Genomic DNA, 25897 nt, shown 5'->3' with positions numbered 1-25897 from the left:
CTGTAAATGTGAAAAAGATCGTATAAAGTGCTCGATGGGGTGCGCAATGGCAAACCTGCATAGCAAATCAAATCGATCGCGTTTGGCGCGAAGAGCTACGCCGCATTAACCAACTGTTGCCAAAGGGGGGGCTGTTGGCTGGCGATGGTGCGGGTTCGAATTGCTGGGGTCTTCCTCGTAAAATACGCGATTCTGCGACGGGAAAAGTCTCCACGCAAGGCATTGGCACGGCAGATGATTTGCCAAACGTCGGAACCATGACGTGGGTTGGCGCTCCTTCTAAAGCTCAATCGGTAGCAGCTTCTTTGTAAGGAATTAAAACCGACTTGACGGTTGGCAATGCTTGTCAGGGTTGGGTTGAAATGAAGATTGAGCGTCCCGAAATCTTGACGCCTAAGAAAATCTCGCAATTCAGAAGTGATGCCACTGTGATCTCTGGGGCTTTGGGGTCGATACATGTCTTGCTGATATAACACAGGGGCTAGTTGAAGAATGGTTCACCCTCACGTTTATACGAACAGATTTCCCTCTGGGTATTCTTCCATTTATCTTACACCAAAAACCGTCAAGAATTATTGAACTCAAGGCAACACAGTTTGCTTCAATTGATTGTCCGAATTCCGTACCGCCGATAGAGGACAGTCGAATGTTCACTTCATTTAGCCTACCGTTTTCTCTTGCTTTGTAAGCGTCACTCGCTTGACCTTCGTTATAATTGTCTGGGGCGTTTTGCCGAAAAGATTTATTTTTTGCAGCTATTTTTTTCCAATAAGGCGGTGGTGATCTGAGAACAATTTGAGTTACGCCTTTGAGCGACTCTAAGTTCCTGTGGTGCTCTAAAAACGCGTTGAAATGCTGTTTTTTGAATCGAAAAAGAGGGAGATGTTACAAAGAAACGGCTTCGCATCGAGAAATGGATAGAATTCGAACATTGCACCATCTTCTTCAATCCTCTCAACCAAGCCCGAACCAAAAGAGGCCTGTTAGGGCCTCCAAAGTGAGCTGCACCAAAAATTGGCACTACCCGGATTCCCCTGAATCAACGTGCAAGGAGTCTTTCGCGGCCGTGTTGGGAATAGGGGGAGAGAGTTTTCGGTGGGTTGATGAATACCCGCCACCTGTGAGCACGAAAAAGAGACCCGTCGTGGCTAAAAGTACAAAGCAGGCTGCAAGAAAATCTGGGTGCCGAGGCATTCGTCAACTATCCCATTAAAAACGACGGACTAGAACTACATACCCTGCCAATGTGCACTCATTGAAGAAATAGGAATTCTGGCAAAACATAGGGGCATTTTCAGAAAAGAATAAAACTGCCCCGATCCGGAAACTGGCCCACCTTGCGGCGAATACCTGCAATCTGCTCCTAATGTCGAAATCTACGCCCCGCCGTTTTAGTCAAAATCTATGGATTTGGATTAGTGCCGCAAGCAGGCGTTTTATCATGTCAAAACTTTCGAGTAGCATTATGAAATTATGCCTAAGGAAAAGCAGAAGACGATATGGGAACGTTAAAAACGGCCCTGAAAGCTGTAGGTCAGCGCATTGGATAAGGTTCGGAAACCAACCTGAGAAACTTAGGTGATTGGGCATCTGGAATCGTCGCCGCGTTGGTGGATGATTTAGGCGTCGTATTCACGGCTTCGCCCTTTGGCTAGCCTTACTTTTTTGGTTTGTTTCTGCGATGCTAATTGCGACTTTGGCGCTAATACTCGAGGGGGAGGACGGGTCTAGTGATCCTGTATGGTTGATTATCCCTACGATTGTCGACTGCGGTTTCTGTTCTTTCGGTATCCGCAGATCGTTGAACTATTATCTGAATATTAGTTCAATTAATCTGAAGCTTTTACTTGATCGAACCTCCATGAATGCGGATCATAGCTGTTCCCCGACGCCAGAACACCAAGTGCTAAAGCCGCAGTACTTTCCATCGGCGTTACGCGCCAAATTCAGCTAGTGCCCGTGACCGAAAACAGCGGAAGAGAGTGATCGTTCAGCAGTTTTACTCCGCACTGTGCGGACCATTTATCCCACGCGCTGGCGATGCTGATTTCAGTCTTTGCCTTGTTGCCAATGTTGCCCTTGAGTGGGGGGAATATCTCAACGGCGAAGTCAACGGCATTACAAAAAACGCTCAGGGGCACCTGGGGCAGCGACAAGAGCGCCGCGCATTCAATTTCTGTTAATCGCATATTCAATTTCTCCTATTTGAGGGATGCGAATCATAATATGGCATAGGTGACTGACAGGACGGGCAGCCTCACCGTTACCTATTTTTGGATAAGTTCCTTTTATTTGAGACACCCCAGAAATTGTTGTGACAAAATATGGACAAAGGCAGGTAGAGTTATTTTATTACAATTACTTAGTTTGAATAAGCTCTGCCTTGGGAGGGGTGCATGTCTCGACGATTGATTGAAGTGACCTGCAATGCGGTGCCAAGTTGGAACGAACTGCGCGAAGCGTTCCGTTGGGATATCCCGCAGGACCTCAATATTGCAGAGGCCTGTTGTGACAGTTGGGCGCGCTCGCACCCTGACAAAGTGGCCGTCATTCATGTTGCCGAGGATGGCAGCGAAGAGCGCTGGACTTATGACGGTTTGATGCGCGCCTCCAACCGTTTGGCAGGGGCGTTTGCGGTGCAGGGTGTTACGCGGGGGGATCGGGTTGCGGTTCTTTTGCCCCAAGGCCCCGCCGTTTTACTCGCCCATTTTGCAGCTTACAAATTGGGAGCGGTTGTCCTGCCACTTTTTACGTTGTTTGGCGAAGATGCCCTGACATACCGGTTGCAGGATAGCGGTGCGAGGGTGGTGGTCACCGACGGGGAGAATATTGAGAAGATTGCGAAAATAAAGGACGGTTTGCCGGACTTGAAAACGGTTTACTCAACCGAAGCGGCAATTGGGGATGTGCGGTCCCTTTGGGAGGAAATCAACGCAAATGACGACGCGTTCGACTGCGAGATGACCCATCCAGAAACACCCGCAGTCTTGATCTATACCTCGGGAACAACCGGCGATCCCAAAGGGGTTTTGCACGGACACGGGTTCCTTTACGGACATCTCCCATCGATTGAATTACACCACCAAGGCTTCCCGATCGAAGGCGATTGTGGCTGGACACCCGCCGATTGGGCATGGATCGGCGGGTTGATGGATATGGCGATGCCGTGCCTGTTTTACGGTGTGCCGCTGATCAGTCGGCGCATGCGCAAATTTGACCCCGTTGAGGCCTACGCGCTGATCGCCCGCTACCAAATTCGCAATCTCTTTATGCCGCCCACAGCGCTTAAATTGATGCGCGGAACCCCAGTTCCAGAAGGGGTGAATATTCGCACCATTAGCTCAGGCGGGGAAAGTTTAGGGGCGGATTTGCTGATGTGGGCAGAGAAAACACTGGGGGCTCCCGTAAACGAACTGTACGGGCAAACGGAATGTAATTTGGTGGTCTGTTCGGCCAAGTCGTTCGACACACATCGCCCCGGATCGATGGGGCGCGCCGTGCCGGGGCATATCGTTGCGGTGATAGACGCTGACGGGAATATTGTCCCTGCGGGGGAAATTGGCGAAATCGCGATCCACGCGCCCGATCCCGCGATGTTTTTGCGCTATTGGAATAAACCCGAGGAAACGGCAGCGAAATTCACGGGTGATTGGCTGCGAACGGGCGATCTGGGGTCCTGCGACACGGAGGGATTTTTCCGTTTTTCATCGCGTGACGACGATGTGATCACATCCGCAGGCTATCGTATCGGACCCAGTGAAATCGAGAATTGTTTGACGTCGCATCCATTTGTGGCCATGGCCGCCGTGATCGGTGTACCCGACGCGCTGCGCACGGAAGTCGTGACGGCTTATGTCGTCTTGAGGGAAGGGGCAATTTGGGACGGGCTTGAGGAGGAGTTGATCGCCCTTGTGAAAGCACGCATTAGCCCGCACGTCGCGCCAAAATCCGTGACCGCCATCGACTCCATGCCGATGACAGCCACAGGTAAAATCATGCGCCGCGCCCTGCGAAACCGCTAGTTTTCGGAAAACCCCTCTGAAAACGTTGGGGCTTCGACTTCTGGGGCCGGGTGTGGAACCGTGTAATCCTTCATGTGCCGCGTGGCTTCTTTTTGGGCAAAGGGTTTGAGGCGTGGACCAAATTCGTTCAAAAATGCCTGTGCGCGCGGCACGTCGTGTTTGGAAAGATCGCGAATCCACCACGAAATCGCCTTTTGGATGAACCATTCCTTGTCGTCGACCATCCGCGCGGCCCATGCCAAAACGCGTTCGCGTGTGGCGATGTCGTCGGGTTTCGGGAAGTTTTGTTTGGTCCAAGGTAGTGTGATCACAAGCGCAGCACGTCGGGTCCACATATGATCTGAGTCGATCCATGTCTCGACCTCATCAAGGCGCGAAGGGTCGGCGACCACCCGTTTTTGGCCCGCTATACAGGCATGATCCGCAATGGCCCATGCGTCAAAATCTGGCACCCAACTCGTGATGAGATCCCATGCTTCCTCGTCGGGGCGCAAACGCGCTTGGGTCAGGAGTTTTGCCGCCGCGATCCGCGCCTCGTGGCAATCTGTGGCCCATAATGCGCGTGCCAATTCAACGCGTTGCGGCACGTCAAGTTCGGCGCGCCATGTTGCGACACATGCGTCAACCTCTGGGTTTGATACCCCAAGATACTTGCGGTCTGCCTTGTGATAGGCGCGCAACTGGAGGGCCTGTATTTCACTTCCTGTCGCCGCAAGCGCGGCCATCGCCGTTTCAATATTCATTCTACAGTCACCGATTTTGCAAGGTTGCGGGGTTGGTCGACGTCAGTGCCTTTGGCAATCGCGGTGTAATAGGCCAAAAGCTGTGCGGGAAGTGCGTACAGGATGGGCGCAAAAACGGGGTCGACTTCGGGCATGGTAAGTGTCTCCCAAACCCCTTGTCCCGCCTGGGCAATCCCCTTGGCATCCGAAATCAGCAGGACTTTTCCGCCGCGCGCCATAACCTCCTGCATATTGGAAACGGTTTTCTCAAAAAGGGCGTCCCGTGGGGCCATCACCACCACCGGAACCTTGTTGTCGATCAGGGCAATAGGGCCGTGTTTCAGCTCTCCACTGGCATAGCCTTCGGCGTGGATATAACTCAATTCTTTGAGCTTGAGCGCCCCTTCAAGGGCAAGCGGGAACATCGCGCCACGCCCAAGGAAAAGCACGTCTTCTGCTTTTGCAATCTTGCGCGCGATCTTCTTGACGTCGCTGCTGATCGCCAAGGAATGGCTGATGAGGCTGGGGATTTTCTTGAGATTTTCAAGATGTTTAGCCGCCGTTCCTACGTCGATTCCGCTGCGTTGTTGGGCCGCTTTGAGGGTCAGTAAACTAAGGAGGGAGAGTTGGCAGGTAAACGCTTTAGTCGATGCAACCGACACTTCAACGCCCGCCAGAATGGGCAGCGCGAGGTCACTGTCACGGGCCATCGAACTCTCTGTGACGTTCACAACCGAGAGGATCATGTCGGCCTTGCCTTTGGCGTAATGGAGGGCCGCCAAAGTGTCGGCCGTCTCACCTGATTGACTCACGAAAATGGCCAATGTACGGGCGGGGATGGGGGGCTCGCGGTAGCGGAATTCGCTGGCGACATCCACTTCGACAGGGATACGGGCGATTTGTTCAAACCAGTATTTCGCCGTTAGGCACGCGAGGTACGCCGTACCGCAGGCGACCATGGTGATGCGGTCAAACTTGGTGAAATCAAGCGCCTCGGGCAGGGTGATTTCGCCATTTTGCACATAGTGGGTCATGGCTTCTGCTAGAACGATGGGCTGTTCGGCGATTTCTTTGGCCATGAAGTGTTTGTGGCCGGCTTTTTCGATGCGTGTCGCGTCGAGGTGAACGGTCTTGATCGGGCGGCTAACGGGAGCGCCATCGGCCCCAAATATTTTGGCACCAGCGCGGGTGACGATCGCGTGGTCGCCGTCTTCAAGGTAGGTGATTTGGTCTGTCATTGGGGCAAGCGCGATTGCGTCCGAGCCGATGAACATTTCACCGTCGCCATGACCAATCGCCAATGGCGAGCCTTTGCGCGCAGCGATCAACAGGTCGCCTTGGCCCTCAAAGAGGAAGCAAAGACCAAAGGCCCCTTCGAGGCGGCCAATTGTGGATTTGGCCGCGGTGATCGCGTCCATGCCACCGTCCATATAAGACTGGGTAAGCAGGGCGATTGTTTCGGTGTCTGTCTCGCTGTCAAAGCGATAACCTGCGTCGGATAACTCGCGGCGAAGCTCTTGAAAGTTCTCGACAATTCCGTTGTGAACAACGCAAACGGGGCCAGCTTTATGCGGGTGGGCATTGCCCACCGTTGGCGCGCCGTGGGTGGCCCAGCGGGTGTGGCCAATGCCTGCTTTTCCGGCCAGTGGTTCGTGCACAAGGAGGTCTGAAAGATTGACAAGTTTGCCAACAGCGCGACGTCGATCCAGAACCCCATTGTCAACGGTTGCGATGCCCGCGCTGTCATAGCCGCGATATTCAAGCCGTTTGAGGGCTTCGACCAAAAGAGGGGCAACTTCGTGATGCCCGAGAACACCAATTATTCCACACATTATTTTTTACCTGCCGATTTTTTAGCTTTGATTGCCACTAAGCGAGAGAAAAGTTTCTCCGCGAGGCCGAGTTTATTAACTTGTTTCGCGCGTCCGATTGCGAGGGCTTCGGCGGGAACATCTGTCGTTATCACCGACCCACTGGCGGTCATTGCCCGATTGCCAACACTCACGGGGGCCACGAGCATGGTCGACGAGCCGATGAAAACATCGTTGCCGATTTCAGTCCGATGTTTCATGACGCCGTCGTAATTGCAAGTGACGGTGCCCGCGCCAAGGTTGCTGCGCAAGCCCACGGACGCATCGCCGACATAGGACAGGTGATTGACTTTGGCCCCTTCGGCGATGGTTGCGTTTTTGATTTCGACGAAATTTCCAATGCGCACATCTTCGGATATTTCCGCTCCGGGGCGCAGACGCGCATAGGGACCGATAATCGCACCACGGCTCACGTGACACCCTTCAAGATGACTAAAAGCGCGGATTAGCGCGCCGGATTCAATCGTCACTTCGGGGCCGAAAACCACATTCTGCTCAATGACCGCGTCGCGGCCAATGAAGGTATCGCTGGCGAAAAAGACGGTTTCAGGGGCGAGCAGGGTGACGCCGTTTTCCAACGCTTCTGCGCGTTTCATTGATTGGAAAATGCCTTCCGCGCGGGCAAGTTCGGCGCGGGTATTGATGCCAAGGGTTTCGGATTCATCGCAGGTAACGAAGCCAGCGGAGAGGCCGCGTTCACATGCAATGGCCACCACATCAGGGAGGTAAAATTCGCCTGCCGCATTGTCATTTTTAACGGCGTCCAGAAGATCGAAAAGTACTTTAGAGTCGGCGGCAATGACGCCGCTATTACAAAGTGTTACCGCCCGTTCTTCAGGTGTTGCGTCCTTGAATTCGACGATGCGCTCTAACGTAGAACCTTCCGTGATCAAGCGCCCATAGCGGCCAGCATCCGCAGCTTCAAACCCAAGCACGACAACCGCATGATCCTTGCGGGCCTCCGCGAGTTTTTCCAGTGTTTTTGGCGAAATAAACGGGGTGTCGCCATAGAGGACGAGGGCGTCGCCGTCAAAGTCCGCCAACGCGTCACGCGCTTGTAATACGGCGTGGCCGGTCCCTAGTTGCTCCTCCTGCAAAACAACATCCACAACGCCAAGCGATAATGCTTCTGCGCGCACCAATTCTGCCTCATGGCCCGCAACAACAACACAGCGTTGGGGCATCAAGGCGTCTGCTGAGCCCATCGCATGCGCGAGCAAGCTTGTTCCCGCAATCTTATGGAGAACTTTAGGCAAGTCCGAATTCATGCGGCTGCCTTGTCCGGCGGCCAGAATAATGAGGGCTGTTGGCATTTTGGTTCTTTTCTGTTGTGCTTTGTGCAAGTCTTGGCCTGTTCATAACTCTATGGTCGAGTAGGGCAAGGGAATTGGTTTCAATATATCTTGCAGCTTATTACAAGGATGGGCGACAAATTGCCAAATGATTATAAAAAATGCGTGGTTTTCGATCTTGATGGGACGTTGGCTGACACCAGTGCCGATCTGATTGCAGCGGCAAATTCCTGCTTTCGTGGCCTAGGATTTGGCGATGTTTTGGACCCCGTTGCGGATTCCCTCACAGCGTTTCACGGTGGGCGCGCGATGTTGCGCCTTGGTTTTGAGCGCTTGCAACATGAGGGGTTCGATGCGGCGATTGACGTGCAATATCCAGTTCTTCTGGAAGCTTACAGGCAAGATATTGATACGCATACCACCCTTTATGAGGGCGCAATGGAAGCCGTAGAACTTTTGAAATCAGGCGGGTATGCAGTGTCGATTTGCACAAATAAGCCCGAAGGTTTGGCGCAATCCCTGCTGGAACGCATGGGCATTCGCGGCGCGTTTGATGCCCTTATCGGAGCGGACACATTGCCAACGCGTAAGCCAGATGTCGCCCCGTATCACGCCGCCGTTGTGCGGGCGGGCGGGGCGGTTGAGCGTTCCATCTTGATCGGCGACACCATCACAGATCGTGATACCGCGCGCGCCGCGGGGGTTCCGATTGTGCTTGTTGGCTTTGGCCCATCGGGGGATGCGGTGTCGTCGTTGGAGCCAGATGCGATTTTGGAGCATTACGTCGATTTGCCCAGTTTGGTTAATCGTTTGATTGCTTAGCGCGCGCTTGACGCGACTCGTATTCTTTGATTAACTGAACAAGTGTTCAATAAATTTCGGAGAGAGCTATGTTCACCGCGACAATGCAGTTTGATTTAGGCGAAGATGTAAATGCGTTGCGCGACATGGTGCACCGTTGGGCGCAGGATCGGGTCAAGCCATTGGCCGCGCAGGTCGACTCGAAAAACGAATTCCCCGCCGAGTTGTGGACGGAAATGGGCGAGCTTGGATTGCTGGGCATTACTGTTCCAGAGGAGTTTGGCGGCGCGGATATGGGGTATTTGGCCCATGTCATCGCGATTGAGGAAATCGCCCGCGCCAGCGCCAGCGTCAGCCTGTCTTATGGGGCGCATTCCAACCTGTGTGTGAACCAGATAAATTTGAACGGCACTCCGGAACAGCGGGCAAAATACCTCCCTAAATTGATCTCGGGCGAACATGTCGGCGCCTTAGCGATGTCCGAGGCGGGGGCGGGCTCTGATGTTGTGTCGATGTCGCTGCGGGCCGAGAAAAAAAACGGCTATTATTCATTGAATGGAACGAAATTCTGGATCACGAATGGCCCCGATGCGGACACGCTCGTGGTTTATGCCAAGACCGATCCCGAAGCCGGAAGTCGTGGCGTGACGGCATTTATTATTGAGAAAACCATGGTTGGTTTCTCGACCTCAGAGCATTTCGATAAGCTGGGCATGCGGGGCAGTAATACAGCGGAATTGATTTTCGAAAACGTCGAAGTTCCGTTCGAAAACGTTCTTGGCGAAGAGGGGCGCGGAGTACGCGTTTTGATGAGTGGTCTGGACTATGAACGTGTAGTTCTTTCGGGGATCAATACGGGCATCATGGCCGCCTGCCTGGACGAGGTCATGCCCTATATTTCTCAGCGCAAACAATTCGGTAAACCCGTCGGTGATTTCCAGCTTATGCAGGGGAAAATCGCTGATATGTATACCAAAATGAACTCGTCGCGTGCCTATGTTTACGAGGTAGCGAAGGCTTGCGATCGCGGGCAAGTTACCCGTCAGGACGCGGCCGGATGCGTGCTGTATTCTTCGGAGGAAGCGATGGTCGTGGCCCACCAAGCGGTACAAGCGATGGGCGGGACTGGCTTTATGAATGAAAGCACTGTGAGCCGACTTTTCCGCGACGCAAAATTGATGGAAATCGGTGCAGGCACCAGCGAAATCCGTCGTATGTTAATAGGTCGTGAAATGATGGCGTCTATGACGTAGGTTCATGTTTCAAATTTCCTGAAAGGCATTTTATGAACCGCTTATTTTCCGTTATTGCATCTCTTGTGACACTCTTCATTGCTGGGGGCGCACAGGCGCAAGACATTGAATTCAGTTCAGATTTGTCGCTGAGCTGCTATTATGAAAGCGATGATATGGGCCAGCCCCACGGCTGTATTGGCCTCTCGGCAAACCAATGTATGGAAGTCTCGCCCAGTGGGTATTCCAATCGCGGAATGGACGCGTGTTTCGGGGCTGAAATCGAATTATGGGACGGATTGTTGAACCTTTCTTACCAATCATTGCGGGAAAGTGATCAACAGGCCGATGGGGCTTCTGGCGGTACGCGGGCTACTGCTTTGCGCGACATGCAGCGCGCTTGGATCGTTTTTCGCGACAATACATGCAAGTATGAATACGCTCAATGGGCAGGGGGCAGCGGCGCAGGCCCTGCATATGCGTCCTGTGTGATGAATATGACTGGCCAGCAAGCCATGGCGCTAGATGTCATGCTTTCGAAAAATTTGGCGCAATAACAGGCCTTTAACGGCCAAAACGAGGATCCGATGAAGTTAAACAGTTTAGTTCTTCCTAACTCCGAGGCTTCCTTGGCCAACCGTGCGGCCCATCTTGAGGCGCTGGAGGTTATTCGTTCGGCAGCATCGCTTGCGACGGAAGGCGGTGGAGAGAAATCCCGCGTCCGCCATCTCTCGCGTGGTAAAATGCTACCTCGTGAGCGGGTGGCCAATCTCCTTGATCCTGGGAGTCCGTTTCTTGAGGTCGGCGCGACGGCGGCCCATGGGTTATACGATGGCGCGGCGCCCTGTGCTGGGGTGATTGCGGGGGTCGGGCAGGTGATGGGGCAAGACGTGATGGTTGTGTGCAATGACGCTACGGTTAAGGGCGGCACCTATTATCCGATGACGGTGAAGAAGCATTTGCGGGCGCAAGAGATCGCGGCGGAGTGTCGTTTGCCCTGTGTTTACTTGGTGGATTCAGGGGGGGCGAACCTTCCCAACCAAGATGAAGTGTTTCCTGATCGCGATCACTTTGGTCGGATTTTCTATAATCAGGCGCGGATGAGTGCGGCGGGTATTCCGCAAATCGCGGTTGTTATGGGGTCTTGTACGGCGGGCGGGGCCTATGTTCCTGCGATGGCGGATGTTAGTATTATCGTTAAGGATCAAGGGACTATCTTTCTTGCGGGGCCGCCGCTGGTGAAGGCGGCGACGGGGGAGATTGTGTCGGCGGAAGATTTGGGCGGCGGGGATGTGCACACGCGCCTTTCGGGGGTGGCCGACTATTTGGCCGAGGATGACGCCCATGCGCTTGCGCTGGCGCGGCAAGCGGTTGGCAATTTGAATATGCGGTTGCCCGACACTGTGAAATGGCAAACGCCGGAAGAGCCTGCCTATGATCCGGAGGAATTGCTCTCGGTTGTGCCCGCTGACTTGCGCACGCCCTATGACATTCGCGAAGTGATTGCGCGGGTTGTCGATGGCAGTCGGTTTGATGAATTCAAGGCGCGCTTTGGCGAGACATTGGTGACGGGGTTTGCCCATCTCAAGGGTTGTCCGGTCGGGATCATTGCCAACAATGGGGTACTGTTTTCGGAGGCCGCGCAAAAGGGTGCGCATTTTGTTGAACTCTGTTCGAAACGCAATATCCCCTTGATTTTCCTACAAAATATCACCGGATTTATGGTGGGACAAAAGTACGAAAACGAAGGGATTGCGCGTCATGGGGCGAAACTTGTGACGGCTGTGGCGACCACGAATGTGCCCAAGGTAACGATGGTTGTGGGCGGCAGTTTTGGCGCGGGAAATTACGGTATGTCGGGGCGGGCCTATCAGCCGCGCTTTATGTGGAGTTGGCCCAATAGCCGAATTTCCGTGATGGGCGGGCCACAAGCTGCGGGTGTTTTGGCGACGGTCAAACGCGATGCGATTGAGCGGGCGGGCGGGGAATGGAGTGCGCAGGAAGAGGCGGATTTCAAACAGCCGACGATTGATATGTTTGAGGCGCAAAGTCATCCGCTGTATGCCTCTGCGCGGCTTTGGGATGACGGAATTATCGACCCGCGCAAAACCCGCGACGTGTTGTTTTTGAGTTTGAAGGCGGCGTTGAACGCGCCGATTGAAGAGACCCGTTTTGGCATTTTCCGCATGTAATTTTAAACTTTTTAAACTCTGACACAGTCGGTTTTTAAAAAGTTTAAAGTTTTATTTTAGGGGGACTGGAGGGGCGACCACAAGATATTGTGGGGTGCGTTGAAGAGAAGGGACGACATCAGATGGCACGGATTACAACACGATTGACCGAAAAATTCGAGTTGGACACGCCCATTATATCGGCGCCCATGGCTTTTGCTGCGGGGGGCGAATTGGCGCGGGCGGTGAGTCTGGGTGGTGGGCTTGGATTGATCGGCGGAGCTTATGGCGATCCGGATTGGGTGGACGCGGAGTTTGCCAAGGCGGGCGATGCCAAGGTTGGAGTTGGGTTCATCACATGGAAGCTTGCCGCGCATTCGCAGGTTTTGGAGCAAGCGTTGGAGCGCTCCCCAGCGGCGGTGTTTTTATCCTTTGGCGACATCGCGCCGTATGTGGATCGCGTGCATCGTGCGGGCGTTGCGTTAATTGCGCAGGTGACAACATTGGCCGATGCACAGGCGGCCTGTGGCGCGGGCGCGGATGTGATCGTGGCGCAGGGGTCCGAGGCGGGAGGCCACGGCGAGGCCCGCGCGACGATGACGCTTGTGCCCGAGGTTGCCGATTGGGTGGCGCGCAATATGCCCCATGTTTTTGTCGTTGCGGCGGGGGGCATTGCTGACGGGCGTGGCCTTGCTGCGGCGTTGATGTTGGGGGCGCAGGGCGCGGTGATTGGCTCGCGGTTTTGGGCCAGCGACGAGGCCATGGTGCATCCAAAGATGCATGCGGCGGCGATGGCGGCGACGGGCGATGATACGATCCGTTCCTCGGTGATGGATGTGGCGCGGCATTTGAAATGGCCGCCCAGATTTACCGCGCGGGTGCTCAAGAATGCGTTTACCCGCCAGTGGCACGACGATTTGGACGGGTTGCTTGCGGTGGCGCAGGTTGAGGCCGAAAAATGGCGGCGTGCATGGGAGGCGGGGGACGTGGAGGGGGCGAACACTTTTGTGGGGCAAGCGGTTGGTTTGCTTCACGATATTCGCCCTGCGGCCCAGATAATTGAAAATATAACAGATGAAGCGGCCACCCTTTTGGGGCATGGGCCTGCATTTTTGGAGGCCTGAATGTTTGGCAAGATTTTGATTGCGAACCGTGGGGAAATCGCCTGTCGGGTCATGGAAACGGCCCGCGATATGGGTGTTCGGACGGTTGCGGTTTATTCCGATGCTGATGCGGGCGCGCGGCATGTGGCCTTGGCGGATCAGGCGGTTCACATTGGAGGGTCCGCCCCAGCGCAGAGTTATTTGCGCGGCGATGTGATCATTCAGGCGGCGCTGGAGACGGGGGCCGAGGCGATCCATCCGGGGTACGGGTTTTTGTCGGAAAATCCAGAGTTTGTGGAGGCTGTGGAGGCGGCGGGGCTTGTGTTTATCGGGCCGTCGGCCGCGGCGATCCGCGCGATGGGTCTGAAGGATGCGGCGAAGGTTTTGATGATTGAGGCGGGGGTGCCGGTGGTGCCCGGGTATCACGGTAAAAATCAGGACGCAGCGTTTTTGGCCAAGGAGGCCGCCGCCATCGGCTGGCCCGTTCTGATCAAGGCGGTCGCAGGCGGCGGGGGCAAAGGCATGCGTCTGGTTGAAGCGTCCGAGGGTTTTTCCGACGCATTGGACAGCGCGCGCAGCGAGGCTTTGGCGGCGTTTGGCAATGCGGATGTGTTGATCGAGAAATACGTGACGGCGCCGCGCCATATCGAGGTGCAGGTGTTTGGCGACGGGGTGGAGGCGGTGCATCTGTTTGAGCGCGATTGCTCGTTGCAGCGGCGGCATCAGAAGGTGATTGAGGAAGCGCCTGCGCCCGGAATGACGGCGGATGTGCGTGCGGCGATGGGGGCGGCGGCGGTCAAGGCGGCCAAGGCGATTGGCTATGCGGGTGCGGGGACGATCGAGTTTATCGTAGACGGGTCAGGGGGCCTGCGCACGGACGGATTTTGGTTCATGGAGATGAACACGCGCCTTCAGGTGGAGCATCCTGTGACCGAGGCGATTACGGGGGTGGACTTGGTGGAATGGCAGCTGCGCGTTGCCGCGGGCGAAGGGCTTCCGGCCGTGCAAGAGCAACTGACGATCCAAGGGCATTCGTTCGAAGCGCGGCTTTATGCAGAGGATGTACCCGCTGGATTTTTGCCTGCAACGGGGCGACTTGCGCACCTGAGTTTCCCAGAATTTGCGCGGGCGGATACGGGGGTGCGCGGGGGCGACGAGATTTCGCCGTGGTATGATCCGATGATTGCCAAGCTGACCACGCATGGCGCGACCCGCGAGATTGCCTTGGCAAAGTTGGAGCGGGCGTTGTCGGCAACGCAAGTGGCGGGGTTGGTCACGAATTTGGCGTTCCTTAAGGCACTCACGCGGCATGCGGGTTTCAAGCGCGGTGAGGTCGATACGGGCTTGATCGGGCGGGATTTAGCGGCGTTGACGGTTGAGCCGATTGCCTGTTCGCGCACGCGTTCGCTGGCGGCGCTTGGGTTTGCGGGGCTTGCTGAGGACACATCCACCGAGATGGGATTTGCGCTTTGGGAGCGCGTTCCGCAGGAGGTTGCGTTTACCTACCGTGATGAGATTGTGGCGGTGCGGGTGACGTCCTTGGGTGCAGGACGGTTTGATGTCTCAATTGCCGATACAACCCATAATGTTGAGCAAAAGGGCGATCAGTGGTGGATAGATGGTCAGAAAACCGGAGCGCAGATCATGCGGTTTGGGGATGCGTTGAGTGTGTTTTTTGGCAATACCTATGTGTTTGAAGCGATTGATCCTTTGGCGCGCGGGGGTCAGGAGGGGCCTGCGGGGGATATTGTTTTTGCACCAATGCCCGGATTGGTGAAAGCTGTCTTTGTTGAGGCGGGAGCGAAGGTCGTGCAGGGCGAGCGGTTGGCGATTTTGGAAGCGATGAAAATGGAGCACTCCTTATTGGCGACGCGGGACGGTGAAATTGCTGAGGTTTTTGTGGCTTCGGGGGATCAAGTTGTTGCGGGTGCGCCGTTGATTGCACTTGTGGAAGAGGCGGGTGAGGCATGATCCGCCTTCATCACGCGCACCAGACGCGCTCGATGCGCAGCCTTTGGCTGTTGCACGAGTTGGGCGTTGAGTTTGAGGTTGTGGAGCATGCGTTTGGTAAAAACTTGCGTTCGGTTGAGTATTTGACGCTCAACCCGGCGGGGCGGGTACCAGCGCTTGAGATTGACGGGCGGGTCCTTTTTGAAACGGGGGCGATCACGGAATATTTGTGCGAAGTGTTTCCAGAGGCGGGGCTTGGACGTGCGGCGGGCAGCGGCGAGCGCGCCGATTGGTTGGTTTGGGTGCACTTTAGCGAAACCATAAGTCAGCATGCGGCGGCGCTTACGCAGCAGCATATTGCGTTGTTTGAGGATTGGATGCGCAGCCCGATTGTGATGAAGCTTGAGGTCGCACGCATTGGCAAATGTTATCAGGCTTTGAACGCACGGTTGGAGGGACGGGAATACGTTCTGCACGGCGGGTTTTCTGCAGCGGATATTTCATTGGGGCAGGCGCTTTATATGGCGGTGCATTTCAAATCTTTGGAAGGATTTGAAAACGTTCAGGCCTGGTATGAACGGATCACGGCGCGGGCGGCGTTTCGGGCAAGTCTACCGCCAGAGGGCGCGACGCTTTTGTATCCAGAGGAATTTTATCCCGTACAGGAAGGAACATGATGGACCGCGCAGAGGTTTTTGAAGTTGGACCGCGAGATGGGTTGCAGAACGAGAAGACGCAGATTTCGACACGGGACAAGATCGCTTTGGTGGATTGCCTGAGTGGTGCGGGGTTTCGGCGCATTGAGGTTGCGAGTTTTGTTAGTCCGAAATGGGTGCCGCAGATGGCGGATTCAGCGGAGGTTTTGGCGGGGATTGCGCGCAAAGAGGGCGTTTCCTATGCGGCGTTGACGCCCAATATGCGCGGATTTGAGGGGGCTGTGGCGGCCAAGGCGGATGAGATTGCGATATTTGGCAGCGCGTCTGAGGGGTTTTCGCAGGCGAATATCAATTGTTCCATTGCGGAGAGTTTGGCGCGGTTTGCGGATGTTTCAGAGGCGGCACGCGGCGCGGGCATTCCGGTGCGGGGGTATGTGTCTTGTGTGGTGGAGTGCCCCTATGATGGCGCGACCGCGCCGGCGTCTGTGGCGCGGGTTGTGGCGCAATTGCTGGCGATGGGATGCTATGAGGTGTCGCTAGGCGATACCATCGGGCGGGGCGCGCCGGAAGCTGTGGATGCGATGTTATCGGCGGTGCTTGAGGTTGCGGATGCGCGGCATTTGGCGGGACATTTCCACGATACGTCTGGGCGGGCGTTGGAGAATGTGACCGTGGCGCTTGAGCGCGGATTGCGGGTCTTTGACGGCGCGGTTGGCGGGCTGGGCGGTTGTCCCTATGCGCCCGGAGCGGCGGGGAATGTGGCGAGCGAGGCATTGGCGCGGCATTTGGCGGCGTTGGGATATGAGACGGGTTTGAACATGGATGTTTTGACCGAGGCCGCCGCAATGGCGCATAGGATGCGAGGAGATAGCCATGTTTGAAACCATTACGATAGAGACGGATGGGCGGGGGGTGGCGACGCTGACGTTGAACCGACCTGATAAACACAACGCGCTTTCGGCGCAGATGATTGACGAGGTCACGCGGGCCGCAGGCATGCTCGGTGCGGATGACGCGGTGCGGGTTGTGGTGCTCACGGGGGCAGGGCGCAGTTTTTGTGCGGGGGGGGATTTGGGCTGGATGCAGCAACAGATCGCCGCTGACGCGCCGACCCGCCGACGTGAGGCCGCGAAGCTCGCCTATATGTTGCAAGCGCTCAATACGATGCCCAAACCGCTGATCGGGAAAATTCAGGGCGCGGCGTTGGGGGGCGGCATTGGGATGGTCTGTGTTTGCGATATTGCGATTGGGGTGGAGGGGGCGAAGTTTGGCCTGACGGAGACCAAGCTGGGTCTGATCCCCGCGACGATCGGGCCTTATGTGCTGGCGCGGATGGGCGAGGCGCGCGCGCGGCGGGTGTTTATGAATGCGCGGATTTTCCTAGGGGTCGAGGCGGTGACGCTGGGGATTTTGGCGCGGGCGGTGGCGGTGCAGGATTTGGACGCGGCGGTGGAGGCGGAAGTTGTGCCCTATTTGGCCTGTGGGCCGAAATCGGTGGCGGCGGCGAAGGCTTTGGCGCGACAGTTTGGGCCTGTGATTGATGCGGCGGCGATTGACGCGAGTATTGATGCGCTGATTGCCTGTTGGGACGGGGCGGAGAGTGCTGAGGGGATTGCGGCGTTTTTTGAGAAGCGGGCGGCGGCTTGGGTTGTTTGAGTGTTTCTTCTGGACCGCAATAGGTTGAATGAATACGTTCGAGCGAATTGTAGTTTGCTCTGAGGGTATTGCGTGCACGACGATAGCAAGAATGAAGAAATTTCGGTCTCGGTGAAAGCGTCAAAGGAGCTGACTGGATTTGGTTTAGAAGCTAAAGCAAAAAGCAGAGCCGTTAGTGCTTTTGACCGGTTAATTGGAGATGGGGCAAGCTATTTAGGCAATTATTTTAGACGAAGTGTGAGCGAAAACCAAAGCGACATCGAAGCAAAGGCTGCCCTCAAATCGGCCGCGGTGACGGCTCTTGCAGCCGAAGTATTGGGAAACCCTGAACTTGCTGCCGATATCCTTGGGATTGAGCTTTCCCAAGCGGCGAGACGGCACAGCAATAAAGAGAGTGTTGTTTTGGCGGCGATGGAGCAGTTGAAAATTGCACCTCCCTCGGACGCCCAGCAGAACGATGGACCAGAAGCCCTGTCGGAAGATTTCTTGAACCGATTTGAGCGTCATGCTGAGGATGCTTCGGCTGATAATATTCAGGAAAAATGGGCCAGTGTTTTAGCCTCGGAAGTGCGACAGCCTGGGACGTTTAACAATCGTGTCATGCGGATTTTGGACGAAGTTGATGTTGAAACTGCCATGGACTTTAACAAGCTGAGCGGTTTTCAAATTTCAGGGAGCGTTCCAAAATGCCTCCATAAAATAACTTTTTCTGAAGAGGCAAGATTTGAAGAATATGGCCTTTTGAAAGTTAGTGGTCTTGGTGTTGTAAATTCTGGGTTGGCACTTTTAATGGAGGACGGATCAGAATTTTTTTGTGTTAAGTTTGAGAATTTGGCTATTGTTGTTAAATCTCTTGATGTGGAAGCGACAATCAATAAGCGGAAGGGACAAGGCGTGATCTTTTGGAATGATCTAAGAAATGCGCCTGAAATTCCAGTTTATCTACCAACTACCGCTGGGGCATGTCTGTTTGGGATTGTTGAAGACAAGAGCGTCGAAAATGCAAAGCGCCTTTTGGAAGAGCTTCGAGAGCTTGGTCTAGAAGTCAGATTGTTAAAGGCGGAAAGTGGGCGCGACGGCGAATTTGTTGACACGATGTTTTAGCGCGGGCAATCCTGATGTTTTTTGTAAAGTAATTGCCTTCTTGGATGTCGGAAGGCGATTTCAAGTGTCTGTGACAATTAATCCGCAAAAACAGCGGTAAAGAACCCGTACGCTCGGTTGACCAAGCCATTAGGCAAGAGTAAACCACCATGAGCTAAAAGGCATAAATCAACACGCCTTCAAAGGAGCCAAACGTGGAAGAGCTACTTTCAGAATACCTCCCCATCCTTGTTTTCTTGGCGATTGCCGTTGCGTTGGGGATCGTTTTGATTCTCGCGGCGGTGATCCTTGCGGTAAGGAATCCCGACCCTGAAAAAGTAAGTGCGTATGAATGTGGCTTTAATGCCTTTGACGACGCGCGGATGAAATTTGATGTGCGGTTCTATCTTGTCGCCATTTTGTTCATCATTTTCGACCTTGAGATTGCATTTCTGTTTCCTTGGGCGGTGGCGTTTAAGGATGTCGGGATGGTTGGGTTTTGGTCGATGATGGTGTTCCTTGGGGTTCTGACCATCGGCTTTGCCTATGAATGGAAGAAGGGGGCGCTGGAATGGGCCTAAGTACAGCACAAAACACGGCGGGCGTTGATAAAGACGTGGCGACCGCAACTTTGAATGCGGAACTTCAGGACAAGGGCTTTTTGCTCACCTCCTCCGAGGATATTATCAATTGGGCCCGCACAGGTTCGCTGCACTGGATGACCTTCGGGTTGGCCTGTTGTGCGGTTGAGATGATGCACACCGCGATGCCGCGTTATGATGTTGAGCGGTACGGTTTTGCGCCGCGCGCCAGCCCGCGCCAGTCGGACGTGATGATTGTGGCGGGGACGTTGACCAACAAGATGGCGCCTGCGTTGCGCAAAGTTTACGACCAGATGCCCGAACCCCGCTATGTGATCTCGATGGGATCCTGTGCGAATGGCGGCGGCTATTATCACTATTCCTATTCGGTTGTGCGCGGATGTGACCGCATCGTACCGGTTGATATCTATGTTCCGGGATGCCCACCGTCCGCCGAGGCGTTGCTCTATGGTATCCTGCAATTGCAACGCAAAATCCGCCGTACTGGCACGATCGTAAGGTAGGCCTGATGTCTGAAGCCCTGAATGAACTTGGTGCGCTCCTTGAGTTAAACCGTCCCGATTGCGTCATTTCCTATGCGGTTGAGCACGGCGAATTGACGGTAAACGTTGCCCCTGCGGCGCTTGTGGGTCTGGTAGAATACCTTAAATCGGATCGCAATTGTCGTTTTTCGACCTTGGTTGATATCACGGCCGTTGATTACCCCAGTCGCGAAAAGCGGTTTGATATGGTGTATCATTTCCTCTCGATGTACCAAAACCACCGCATCCGTTTGCGCGTGATGGTGCGCGAGGACGAGATGGTGCCGTCGATCGTTACGGTCTATCCTGCGGCGAATTGGTTTGAGCGCGAAGTCTATGACATGTTCGGCATTCTGTTCGCGGGGCACCCCGATTTGCGCCGTATTTTGACGGACTACGGGTTTCGCGGCTTTCCGCTGCGCAAGGATTTCCCGACAACGGGCTATACCGAAGTGCGGTATGACGAAGTTGAGAAACGCGTTGTCTATGAGCCGGTAAGCCTCGTGCAGGAATACCGTCAATTTGACTTCATGTCGCCATGGGAGGGTGCGGAATACATCCTGCCGGGGGACGAAAAATCACCTGAGGCTAAAGGCTAATAATGGCGCAAGAGGCGACACTTTTGTACGGGGTAGGAGCGACCAAGTCTGGCACGACTTGGCTGCACGACTATCTTGTGTCGCATCCCCAAGCCGTGACGCCGCCACGCAAAGAATTGCATTATTTCGACAGCCTGTCGGGGGAAGTTGCGTTTTCCCTCGAAGGGATGCAGGAAACCATCGGTTCTGAAATCCAATCGTTGCAAGATCGCTTGTCCAAAGCCCCCGCCGATAAGAAACGCCCCATTCTGCGCCGCATTGGCCGTTTGGAGGATTTACGCGCGATATATGTTCAGGGCGGTCCCGAGGGGCTTGAGACCTATCGCCGGTATTTCGCATCTGAAATCGCCCGCACGGGTGCCAAGGTTGCCACCGATATTACGCCTTCCTATGGCATGTTGTCGGATACGTGGTTTGCGCGCCTTGTTACGGCGATGCCGGTCACGCGGTTTGTTTATGTGATGCGGGATCCGGTGGATCGTTTGTGGTCCAACATTCGGATGAATTCCAATAAAAAAGCCAAAGAGGGCGAGTCCGTTGCCGAGCTTTGCATGAATACGGTTGATCGCCTGCTTGTGAAGGGCCGCCATGGCACGCTTGAGCGGAGCAACTATGCCGCGACCCTTGATAAGCTGGAGCGGCATGTGCCCGAAAGCAATCGCTTGGTGATGTTTTTTGAGAATATGTTCTCGCAAAACATGATGGATGTCTTTTGTAAGTTTTTGGGTATCTCGGAACATCCTGCGAAGGTCGGTCGCCCGTCCTATGTTGGCATTGCTTTACGACTTGATGACGCACGACGCCGAGGGCTCGCTGAGCTGCTCGCGCCACAATACGCTGCCGTAGAAGCGCGTTTCGGGGCTCTTCCCGACCGCTGGCAGCAGAATATGACGAAGGTGTAAGATATGGACGGAAATTTCGAAGACGCGCTTACGGGCGAACAGAAAATCCGCAACTTCAACATCAACTTTGGGCCCCAGCACCCTGCGGCTCACGGCGTGTTGCGTCTTGTTCTGGAGCTTGACGGCGAGATTGTTGAGCGCTGTGATCCCCATATTGGCTTGCTGCATCGTGGCACCGAAAAGCTGATGGAAAGCCGCACCTATCTGCAAAATCTGCCGTATTTCGACAGGTTGGATTATGTGGCGCCGATGAACCAAGAACACGCATGGTGTTTGGCGATCGAGAAGCTGACGGGCACGGTTGTGCCGCGTCGCGCCAGCCTGATCCGAGTGCTCTATTCCGAAATTGGCCGTATCCTTAGCCACCTGTTGAACACCACAACACAGGCGATGGACGTTGGCGCCCTTACGCCGCCGCTTTGGGGTTTTGAAGAGCGCGAAAAGCTGATGGTTTTTTACGAACGGGCCTGTGGCGCACGCCTGCACGCGGCCTATTTCCGCCCCGGTGGCGTACACGTGGATTTGCCCCCTGACCTCATTGAAGACATCGACGCATGGACGCATACTTTCCCGCAAGTCCTCGCGGATATTGATGGATTGCTGACGGAAAACCGTGTGTTTAAACAGCGCAACGTGGATATCGGTGTCATCTCCCAACAGGATGCCCTTGATTGGGGTTTCTCTGGGGTGATGGTACGCGGGTCTGGCATGGCGTGGGATTTGCGCCGCAGCCAACCCTATGAGTGTTACGACGAGTTTGAGTTCGACATTCCCGTCGGCAAAAACGGCGATTGTTATGATCGCTACTTGTGCCGGATGCAGGAAATGCGCGAAAGCATTAAAATCATTCGCCAAGCTTGTGAAAAGCTGCGTAATGAGCCGGGTGATGTGCTGGCGCGCGGTAAAATTACGCCACCAAAACGCGGCGATATGAAGACCTCGATGGAGGCGCTCATTCACCACTTTAAACTTTATACCGAAGGGTTCCACGTTCCTGCGGGCGAAATCTATGCCTGTGTTGAAGCGCCTAAGGGCGAATTCGGCGTGTTCCTTGTGGCCGATGGCAGCAACAAACCCTATCGCGCCAAAATCCGCGCACCGGGCTTTTTGCACCTGCAAGCTATGGACTATGTGGCCACGGGCCATCAACTGGCCGATGTGGCCGCAATTATCGGCACGATGGACGTCGTGTTCGGGGAGATCGACCGCTAATGCTTCGCCGTCTACATAAAATCCAACCCGAGAGCTTTGCCTTCACCCCTGAAAATCAGATTTGGGCCGAAGCACAGATGACCAAATTCCCCGAGGGCCGTCAGGCGTCGGCGATCATTCCAATCTTGTGGCGTGCCCAAGAGCAAGAAGGCTGGATCACCCGTCCGGCGATTGAATATGTCTCGGATATGCTTGGCCTTGCGTATATTCGCGGCCTCGAAGTGGCGTCGTTTTACTTTATGTTCCAGCTCCAGCCTGTTGGCTCTTTGGCGCATATCCAGATTTGTGGCACCACGTCTTGCATGATTTGCGGCGCCGAGGATTTGGTTGCTGTTTGCAAGGAACTTATCAGCGAGAAACCCCACGCGCTCTCAGAAGATGGCAAGTTTTCGTGGGAAGAAGTTGAATGCCTTGGAGCCTGCGCGAATGCGCCGATGGCCCAAATCGGCAAGGATTATTACGAGGACCTGACGGCGGATAAATTCCGCGCATTGATGGCGGATTTTGCCGCGGGTAAAATTCCTGTTCCGGGCCCCCAAAACGGTCGTTATGCGGCGGAGCCCTTGTCGGGCCTGACCTCGTTGACGGAATACGACAGCGGCAAAACACAGTATAACGCCAGCGCGCAGCTTGCGGTGGATCATGGCGATACCATTAAGCGGATCGACGGAACCGAAGTGCCGTTGCTCACACCTTGGTTGGGTAAATCCACGACGGCGAAGAAGCCTGCCGCCAAGAAAGCAGAGGCGCCCAAAGTGGCACCTGCGCCAAAGAAGGCCGAAGCTGAATCCGCCGCCGTTGCTGAGAAGAAACCACGCACTATGACCGCGCCGCGCAAAGCAGGTGCGGATGATTTGAAGCTGCTCAGTGGTGTGGGACCGAAGCTGGAAACCACGCTGAACGAGCTTGGGTTTTTCCACTTTGACCAAATCGCAAAATGGGGCGCAGAAGAAGTGTCATGGGTTGATGCGCGTCTGAAATTTAAAGGGCGTATCGAACGGGATGGCTGGATAGAGCAGGCAAAAACTTTGGCTGCAGCCGCGGACAAGAAATAGAACTTTCGAAACCTTCCTGAGGTAAGAGACATTAAATGACAAAAACGACCGCATATTCAAACCTTTCCAACACGGCCCTTCGGGGCGGTGCGCGGGTAGGGTATGGTTGTTTGAAGTGTTCTGTAGTCAATTCTAGGGGAGAGTTTTATGCCTGATCGAAACAAAGAGAGCCTGTTTAGTTGTCCCAATCTCTGTTGGATGATTGCCGTGGTTCTCGGTTTTGCCGCCTTTATGCTGTTGCTGTCGAAAATGGGGCAGGGCGCTCCTATCTCGATGCTTCTGGGAATCGCCGTGTTCTTTGTTGCGGGTTGGCTTTTGGGGAAAGTTCTCTGTTCAGAAACGGAAACAACGCCCGAGACCGCTTCGGTGAAACCCGCAGAAACGCCGCGCCCTGTTTCCACGGCCACGACTGAGCCTAAAGAACCTGCCGCTGTCGTGACAGTTTCCGAAGCCGTGGTGAAAACTGCGCCTGTAGCTCGCGATAGAAAGCCTGTTGCGCCGAAGGCCGAAGCTGAGAAGGGCGACCCCAAAAAGCCAGCGCCGGAAGCGGCTGCACCTAAGGCGGCACCCGTAGTTGAGACGGCTGCACCTGAAATTAAAGATGAGAAAAAACCGCGCACGATGAAGGCGCCCCGCAAGGCAGGGGCAGATGATTTGAAACTGCTCAAAGGGGTTGGGCCAAAGCTTGAGAAAACGCTGAACGAGCTTGGATTTTTTCATTACGATCAAGTCGCTAAGTGGAGTGATGCAGAAATTGAATGGGTCGATGCGCGGCTCCGATTCAAAGGGCGCATTGAGCGCGACGGTTGGATCGAACAAGCAAAAATCCTCGCGGACGGCGGGGAAACGGAATTTTCCACACGCGGTAAAAAGGCGTAAGGAATGGTAAAAAAGGCCCCAGATTCAGAGGGTTCCTCTCAGGCAAAATCGCGTCTCTTGGCGCTGGTGATTGCGGGTTCGGGAATTTTCTGGGTTGTGGGGCAAGCGTTGGGAACAAAACTCGGCTGGACGCAAAGCACGCGTTTGCTGATTGATCTCTTCGCGATGGCGGGCTTCTTTTGGGGGCTGGTTGTTGGACTACAAATTTGGCGCGCGCGCCAGGGTTAATAACGGCTGTGACTTTACAGCAATTGAAGGATGATGCGGATGCTCAAGGATCAAGATCGGATCTTTACCAACCTATACGGCATGCACGATCGCAGCCTTGCGGGCGCTCAGGCGCGCGGCCATTGGGATGGCACGGCGGGTATCATCAAAAAGGGCCGCGATTGGGTTGTGACTGAAGCCAAAGCCTCTGGCCTTCGGGGGCGTGGTGGCGCGGGCTTCCCGACGGGTCTTAAGTGGTCATTCATGCCTAAAGAGAGCGATGGTCGCCCTAGCTATCTGGTGATCAACGCCGATGAATCCGAGCCCGGAACCTGTAAGGACCGCGAGATCATGCGCCATGATCCGCACACATTGATCGAAGGAGCGCTGCTCGCCTCCTTCGCAATGGGTGCCCACGCGTGCTACATCTATATCCGTGGCGAATTTATTCGCGAGCGCGAAGCGCTGCAAAGCGCGATTGATGAATGTTATGACGCGGGCTTGCTTGGTAAAAATGCGGCGAAATCCGGTTGGGATTTTGACCTGTATCTGCACCACGGGGCAGGGGCGTATATTTGCGGCGAAGAAACTGCATTGCTCGAAAGTCTTGAGGGCAAAAAAGGCATGCCGCGGATGAAGCCACCGTTCCCAGCGGGCGCGGGTCTTTATGGGTGCCCAACAACGGTGAACAACGTGGAGTCGATTGCGGTTATCCCGACGATCCTACGTCGCGGTGCGGATTGGTTTAGCTCAATGGGCCGTCCGAATAACTCGGGCACGAAATTGTTTGGCATTTCTGGCCACGTGAATACCCCCTGTGTGGTTGAGGAAGAAATGTCTATCCCGCTGCGCGAATTGCTCGAAAAACATTGCGGCGGTGTGCGCGGTGGTTGGGACAATCTTAAGGCGGTTATTCCGGGCGGTTCTTCGGTTCCACTGTTGCCAAAAGATGTTGCCGGTGAAGCCTTGATGGATTTTGACTGGCTGCGTGAGCAACGGTCTGGTTTGGGAACGGCGGCCGTCATCGTGATGGACCAAGATACCGACGTGATCAAAGCGATCTGGCGGTTGAGCAAATTCTATAAACACGAGAGTTGTGGCCAATGTACGCCTTGTCGTGAAGGCACGGGCTGGATGATGCGTGTGATGGATCGTCTGGTCAAAGGCACCGCTGAAATTGAAGAAATCGATATGTTGCTTGATGTGACAAAACAAGTTGAGGGCCACACGATTTGTGCGCTCGGCGATGCGGCCGCTTGGCCCATTCAAGGCTTGGTGCGCCACTTCCGCGACGAGATCGAAGACCGCATTAAGCATAAAAGAACCGGCCGCGTCAGCGCCGTGGCGGCGGAGTAAAGAGC

Annotated in this window: 24 protein-coding genes; 20 read left to right on the top strand and 4 right to left on the bottom strand. The window is 54.8% G+C overall.

Going from position 1 to position 25897, the window contains the following annotated elements; genetic code table 11:
* Positions 1 to 1946: 1946 nt before the first annotated feature.
* The gene (locus AB9F26_RS12310; RefSeq protein ID WP_369768177.1) at positions 1947 to 2189 is read right to left on the bottom strand and encodes a hypothetical protein; all 243 of its coding nucleotides are present in this window, start codon (positions 2187 to 2189) and stop codon (positions 1947 to 1949) included.
* A 207-nt stretch (positions 2190 to 2396) separates the two neighbouring features.
* On the opposite strand from AB9F26_RS12310, the gene AB9F26_RS12305 reads away from it, so the two are divergent.
* Complete coding sequence (locus AB9F26_RS12305; protein WP_335586417.1) at positions 2397 to 4022, top strand: AMP-binding protein; 1626 nt, start codon at positions 2397 to 2399, stop codon at positions 4020 to 4022.
* Here the strand turns inward: AB9F26_RS12305 and AB9F26_RS12300 are convergent.
* The 3 genes from AB9F26_RS12300 to glmU are packed head-to-tail and all read right to left on the bottom strand — an operon-like array spanning position 4019 to position 7928.
* Positions 4019 to 4765 (bottom strand): DNA alkylation repair protein, encoded by a 747-nt coding sequence (locus AB9F26_RS12300; protein ID WP_369768176.1) that lies wholly within the window; start codon positions 4763 to 4765, stop codon positions 4019 to 4021. The genes AB9F26_RS12305 and AB9F26_RS12300 overlap by 4 nt on opposite strands.
* The gene (glmS, locus tag AB9F26_RS12295) at positions 4762 to 6576 is read right to left on the bottom strand and encodes a glutamine--fructose-6-phosphate transaminase (isomerizing) (RefSeq protein ID WP_369768175.1); all 1815 of its coding nucleotides are present in this window, start codon (positions 6574 to 6576) and stop codon (positions 4762 to 4764) included. Before glmS ends, AB9F26_RS12300 begins: the two co-directional genes overlap by 4 nt.
* The gene (gene glmU / locus AB9F26_RS12290; protein ID WP_369768174.1) at positions 6576 to 7928 is read right to left on the bottom strand and encodes a bifunctional UDP-N-acetylglucosamine diphosphorylase/glucosamine-1-phosphate N-acetyltransferase GlmU; all 1353 of its coding nucleotides are present in this window, start codon (positions 7926 to 7928) and stop codon (positions 6576 to 6578) included. Before glmU ends, glmS begins: the two co-directional genes overlap by 1 nt.
* Positions 7929 to 8048: 120 nt before the next feature.
* Here glmU and AB9F26_RS12285 point away from each other — a divergent pair, with 120 nt between their 5' ends.
* From AB9F26_RS12285 to nuoF, 19 genes are all read left to right on the top strand, one after another.
* Positions 8049 to 8729: an HAD-IA family hydrolase gene (locus tag AB9F26_RS12285; RefSeq protein ID WP_335586413.1), complete on the top strand. Its 681-nt coding sequence runs from the start codon at positions 8049 to 8051 to the stop codon at positions 8727 to 8729.
* A 68-nt stretch (positions 8730 to 8797) separates the two neighbouring features.
* Positions 8798 to 9961, top strand: coding sequence for an isovaleryl-CoA dehydrogenase (locus tag AB9F26_RS12280; protein WP_369768173.1), 1164 nt, complete (start codon positions 8798 to 8800; stop codon positions 9959 to 9961).
* A 32-nt stretch (positions 9962 to 9993) separates the two neighbouring features.
* Positions 9994 to 10497, top strand: a complete 504-nt coding sequence (locus tag AB9F26_RS12275; protein ID WP_369768172.1) for a lysozyme inhibitor LprI family protein — start codon at positions 9994 to 9996, stop codon at positions 10495 to 10497.
* 30 nt (positions 10498 to 10527) lie between these two features.
* On the top strand, positions 10528 to 12132 hold the full coding sequence (locus AB9F26_RS12270; RefSeq protein WP_335586410.1) for a carboxyl transferase domain-containing protein: 1605 nt from the start codon (positions 10528 to 10530) through the stop codon (positions 12130 to 12132).
* A 122-nt stretch (positions 12133 to 12254) separates the two neighbouring features.
* On the top strand, positions 12255 to 13235 hold the full coding sequence (locus tag AB9F26_RS12265) for a nitronate monooxygenase (RefSeq protein WP_335586409.1): 981 nt from the start codon (positions 12255 to 12257) through the stop codon (positions 13233 to 13235).
* On the top strand, positions 13236 to 15185 hold the full coding sequence (locus tag AB9F26_RS12260) for a biotin carboxylase N-terminal domain-containing protein (RefSeq protein WP_369768170.1): 1950 nt from the start codon (positions 13236 to 13238) through the stop codon (positions 15183 to 15185).
* Positions 15182 to 15841, top strand: a complete 660-nt coding sequence (locus AB9F26_RS12255) for a glutathione S-transferase family protein (protein WP_369768168.1) — start codon at positions 15182 to 15184, stop codon at positions 15839 to 15841. The genes AB9F26_RS12260 and AB9F26_RS12255 overlap by 4 nt, the downstream gene beginning before the upstream one ends.
* Positions 15838 to 16701, top strand: a complete 864-nt coding sequence (locus tag AB9F26_RS12250) for a hydroxymethylglutaryl-CoA lyase (RefSeq protein WP_335586295.1) — start codon at positions 15838 to 15840, stop codon at positions 16699 to 16701. The genes AB9F26_RS12255 and AB9F26_RS12250 overlap by 4 nt, the downstream gene beginning before the upstream one ends.
* Positions 16694 to 17476, top strand: a complete 783-nt coding sequence (locus AB9F26_RS12245) for a crotonase/enoyl-CoA hydratase family protein (protein WP_335586296.1) — start codon at positions 16694 to 16696, stop codon at positions 17474 to 17476. The genes AB9F26_RS12250 and AB9F26_RS12245 overlap by 8 nt, the downstream gene beginning before the upstream one ends.
* A 72-nt stretch (positions 17477 to 17548) precedes the next feature.
* Positions 17549 to 18580 carry a DUF2806 domain-containing protein gene (locus AB9F26_RS12240; RefSeq protein WP_335586297.1) on the top strand — a complete coding sequence of 344 codons (1032 nt, stop codon included), beginning with the start codon at positions 17549 to 17551 and terminating at the stop codon, positions 18578 to 18580.
* Positions 18581 to 18774: 194 nt separating this feature from the next.
* Positions 18775 to 19140, top strand: coding sequence for an NADH-quinone oxidoreductase subunit A (locus tag AB9F26_RS12235; RefSeq protein ID WP_039000547.1), 366 nt, complete (start codon positions 18775 to 18777; stop codon positions 19138 to 19140).
* On the top strand, positions 19131 to 19664 hold the full coding sequence (locus tag AB9F26_RS12230) for an NADH-quinone oxidoreductase subunit B family protein (protein WP_369768167.1): 534 nt from the start codon (positions 19131 to 19133) through the stop codon (positions 19662 to 19664). The genes AB9F26_RS12235 and AB9F26_RS12230 overlap by 10 nt, the downstream gene beginning before the upstream one ends.
* 5 nt (positions 19665 to 19669) lie before the next feature.
* On the top strand, positions 19670 to 20281 hold the full coding sequence (locus tag AB9F26_RS12225; protein WP_369768166.1) for an NADH-quinone oxidoreductase subunit C: 612 nt from the start codon (positions 19670 to 19672) through the stop codon (positions 20279 to 20281).
* Positions 20282 to 20283: 2 nt separating this feature from the next.
* Entirely contained in the window at positions 20284 to 21183 is a 900-nt protein-coding gene (locus AB9F26_RS12220) for a sulfotransferase (RefSeq protein ID WP_369768165.1), read from the top strand.
* A gap of 3 nt (positions 21184 to 21186) precedes the next feature.
* A complete protein-coding gene (locus AB9F26_RS12215) occupies positions 21187 to 22395 on the top strand; it encodes an NADH-quinone oxidoreductase subunit D (protein ID WP_039000543.1) in 1209 nt (402 codons plus the stop codon).
* Complete coding sequence (nuoE, locus tag AB9F26_RS12210) at positions 22395 to 23450, top strand: NADH-quinone oxidoreductase subunit NuoE (RefSeq protein ID WP_369768163.1); 1056 nt, start codon at positions 22395 to 22397, stop codon at positions 23448 to 23450. Before AB9F26_RS12215 ends, nuoE begins: the two co-directional genes overlap by 1 nt.
* 147 nt (positions 23451 to 23597) lie before the next feature.
* Entirely contained in the window at positions 23598 to 24329 is a 732-nt protein-coding gene (locus tag AB9F26_RS12205; RefSeq protein WP_369768162.1) for an NADH:quinone oxidoreductase, read from the top strand.
* Positions 24330 to 24332: 3 nt separating this feature from the next.
* Positions 24333 to 24557: a DUF5337 domain-containing protein gene (locus AB9F26_RS12200; protein WP_369754591.1), complete on the top strand. Its 225-nt coding sequence runs from the start codon at positions 24333 to 24335 to the stop codon at positions 24555 to 24557.
* 39 nt (positions 24558 to 24596) lie between these two features.
* On the top strand, positions 24597 to 25892 hold the full coding sequence (nuoF, locus tag AB9F26_RS12195; protein WP_369768160.1) for an NADH-quinone oxidoreductase subunit NuoF: 1296 nt from the start codon (positions 24597 to 24599) through the stop codon (positions 25890 to 25892).
* Positions 25893 to 25897 lie beyond the last annotated feature (5 nt).

Source organism: Falsihalocynthiibacter sp. BN13B15, assembly GCF_041205415.1.
In the GTDB taxonomy this organism is placed as follows: Bacteria; Pseudomonadota; Alphaproteobacteria; order Rhodobacterales; family Rhodobacteraceae; genus Falsihalocynthiibacter; species Falsihalocynthiibacter arcticus.
The sequence above is the reverse complement of the archived record's forward strand: the minus strand, read 5'-3'. Positions and strand labels throughout refer to the sequence as shown.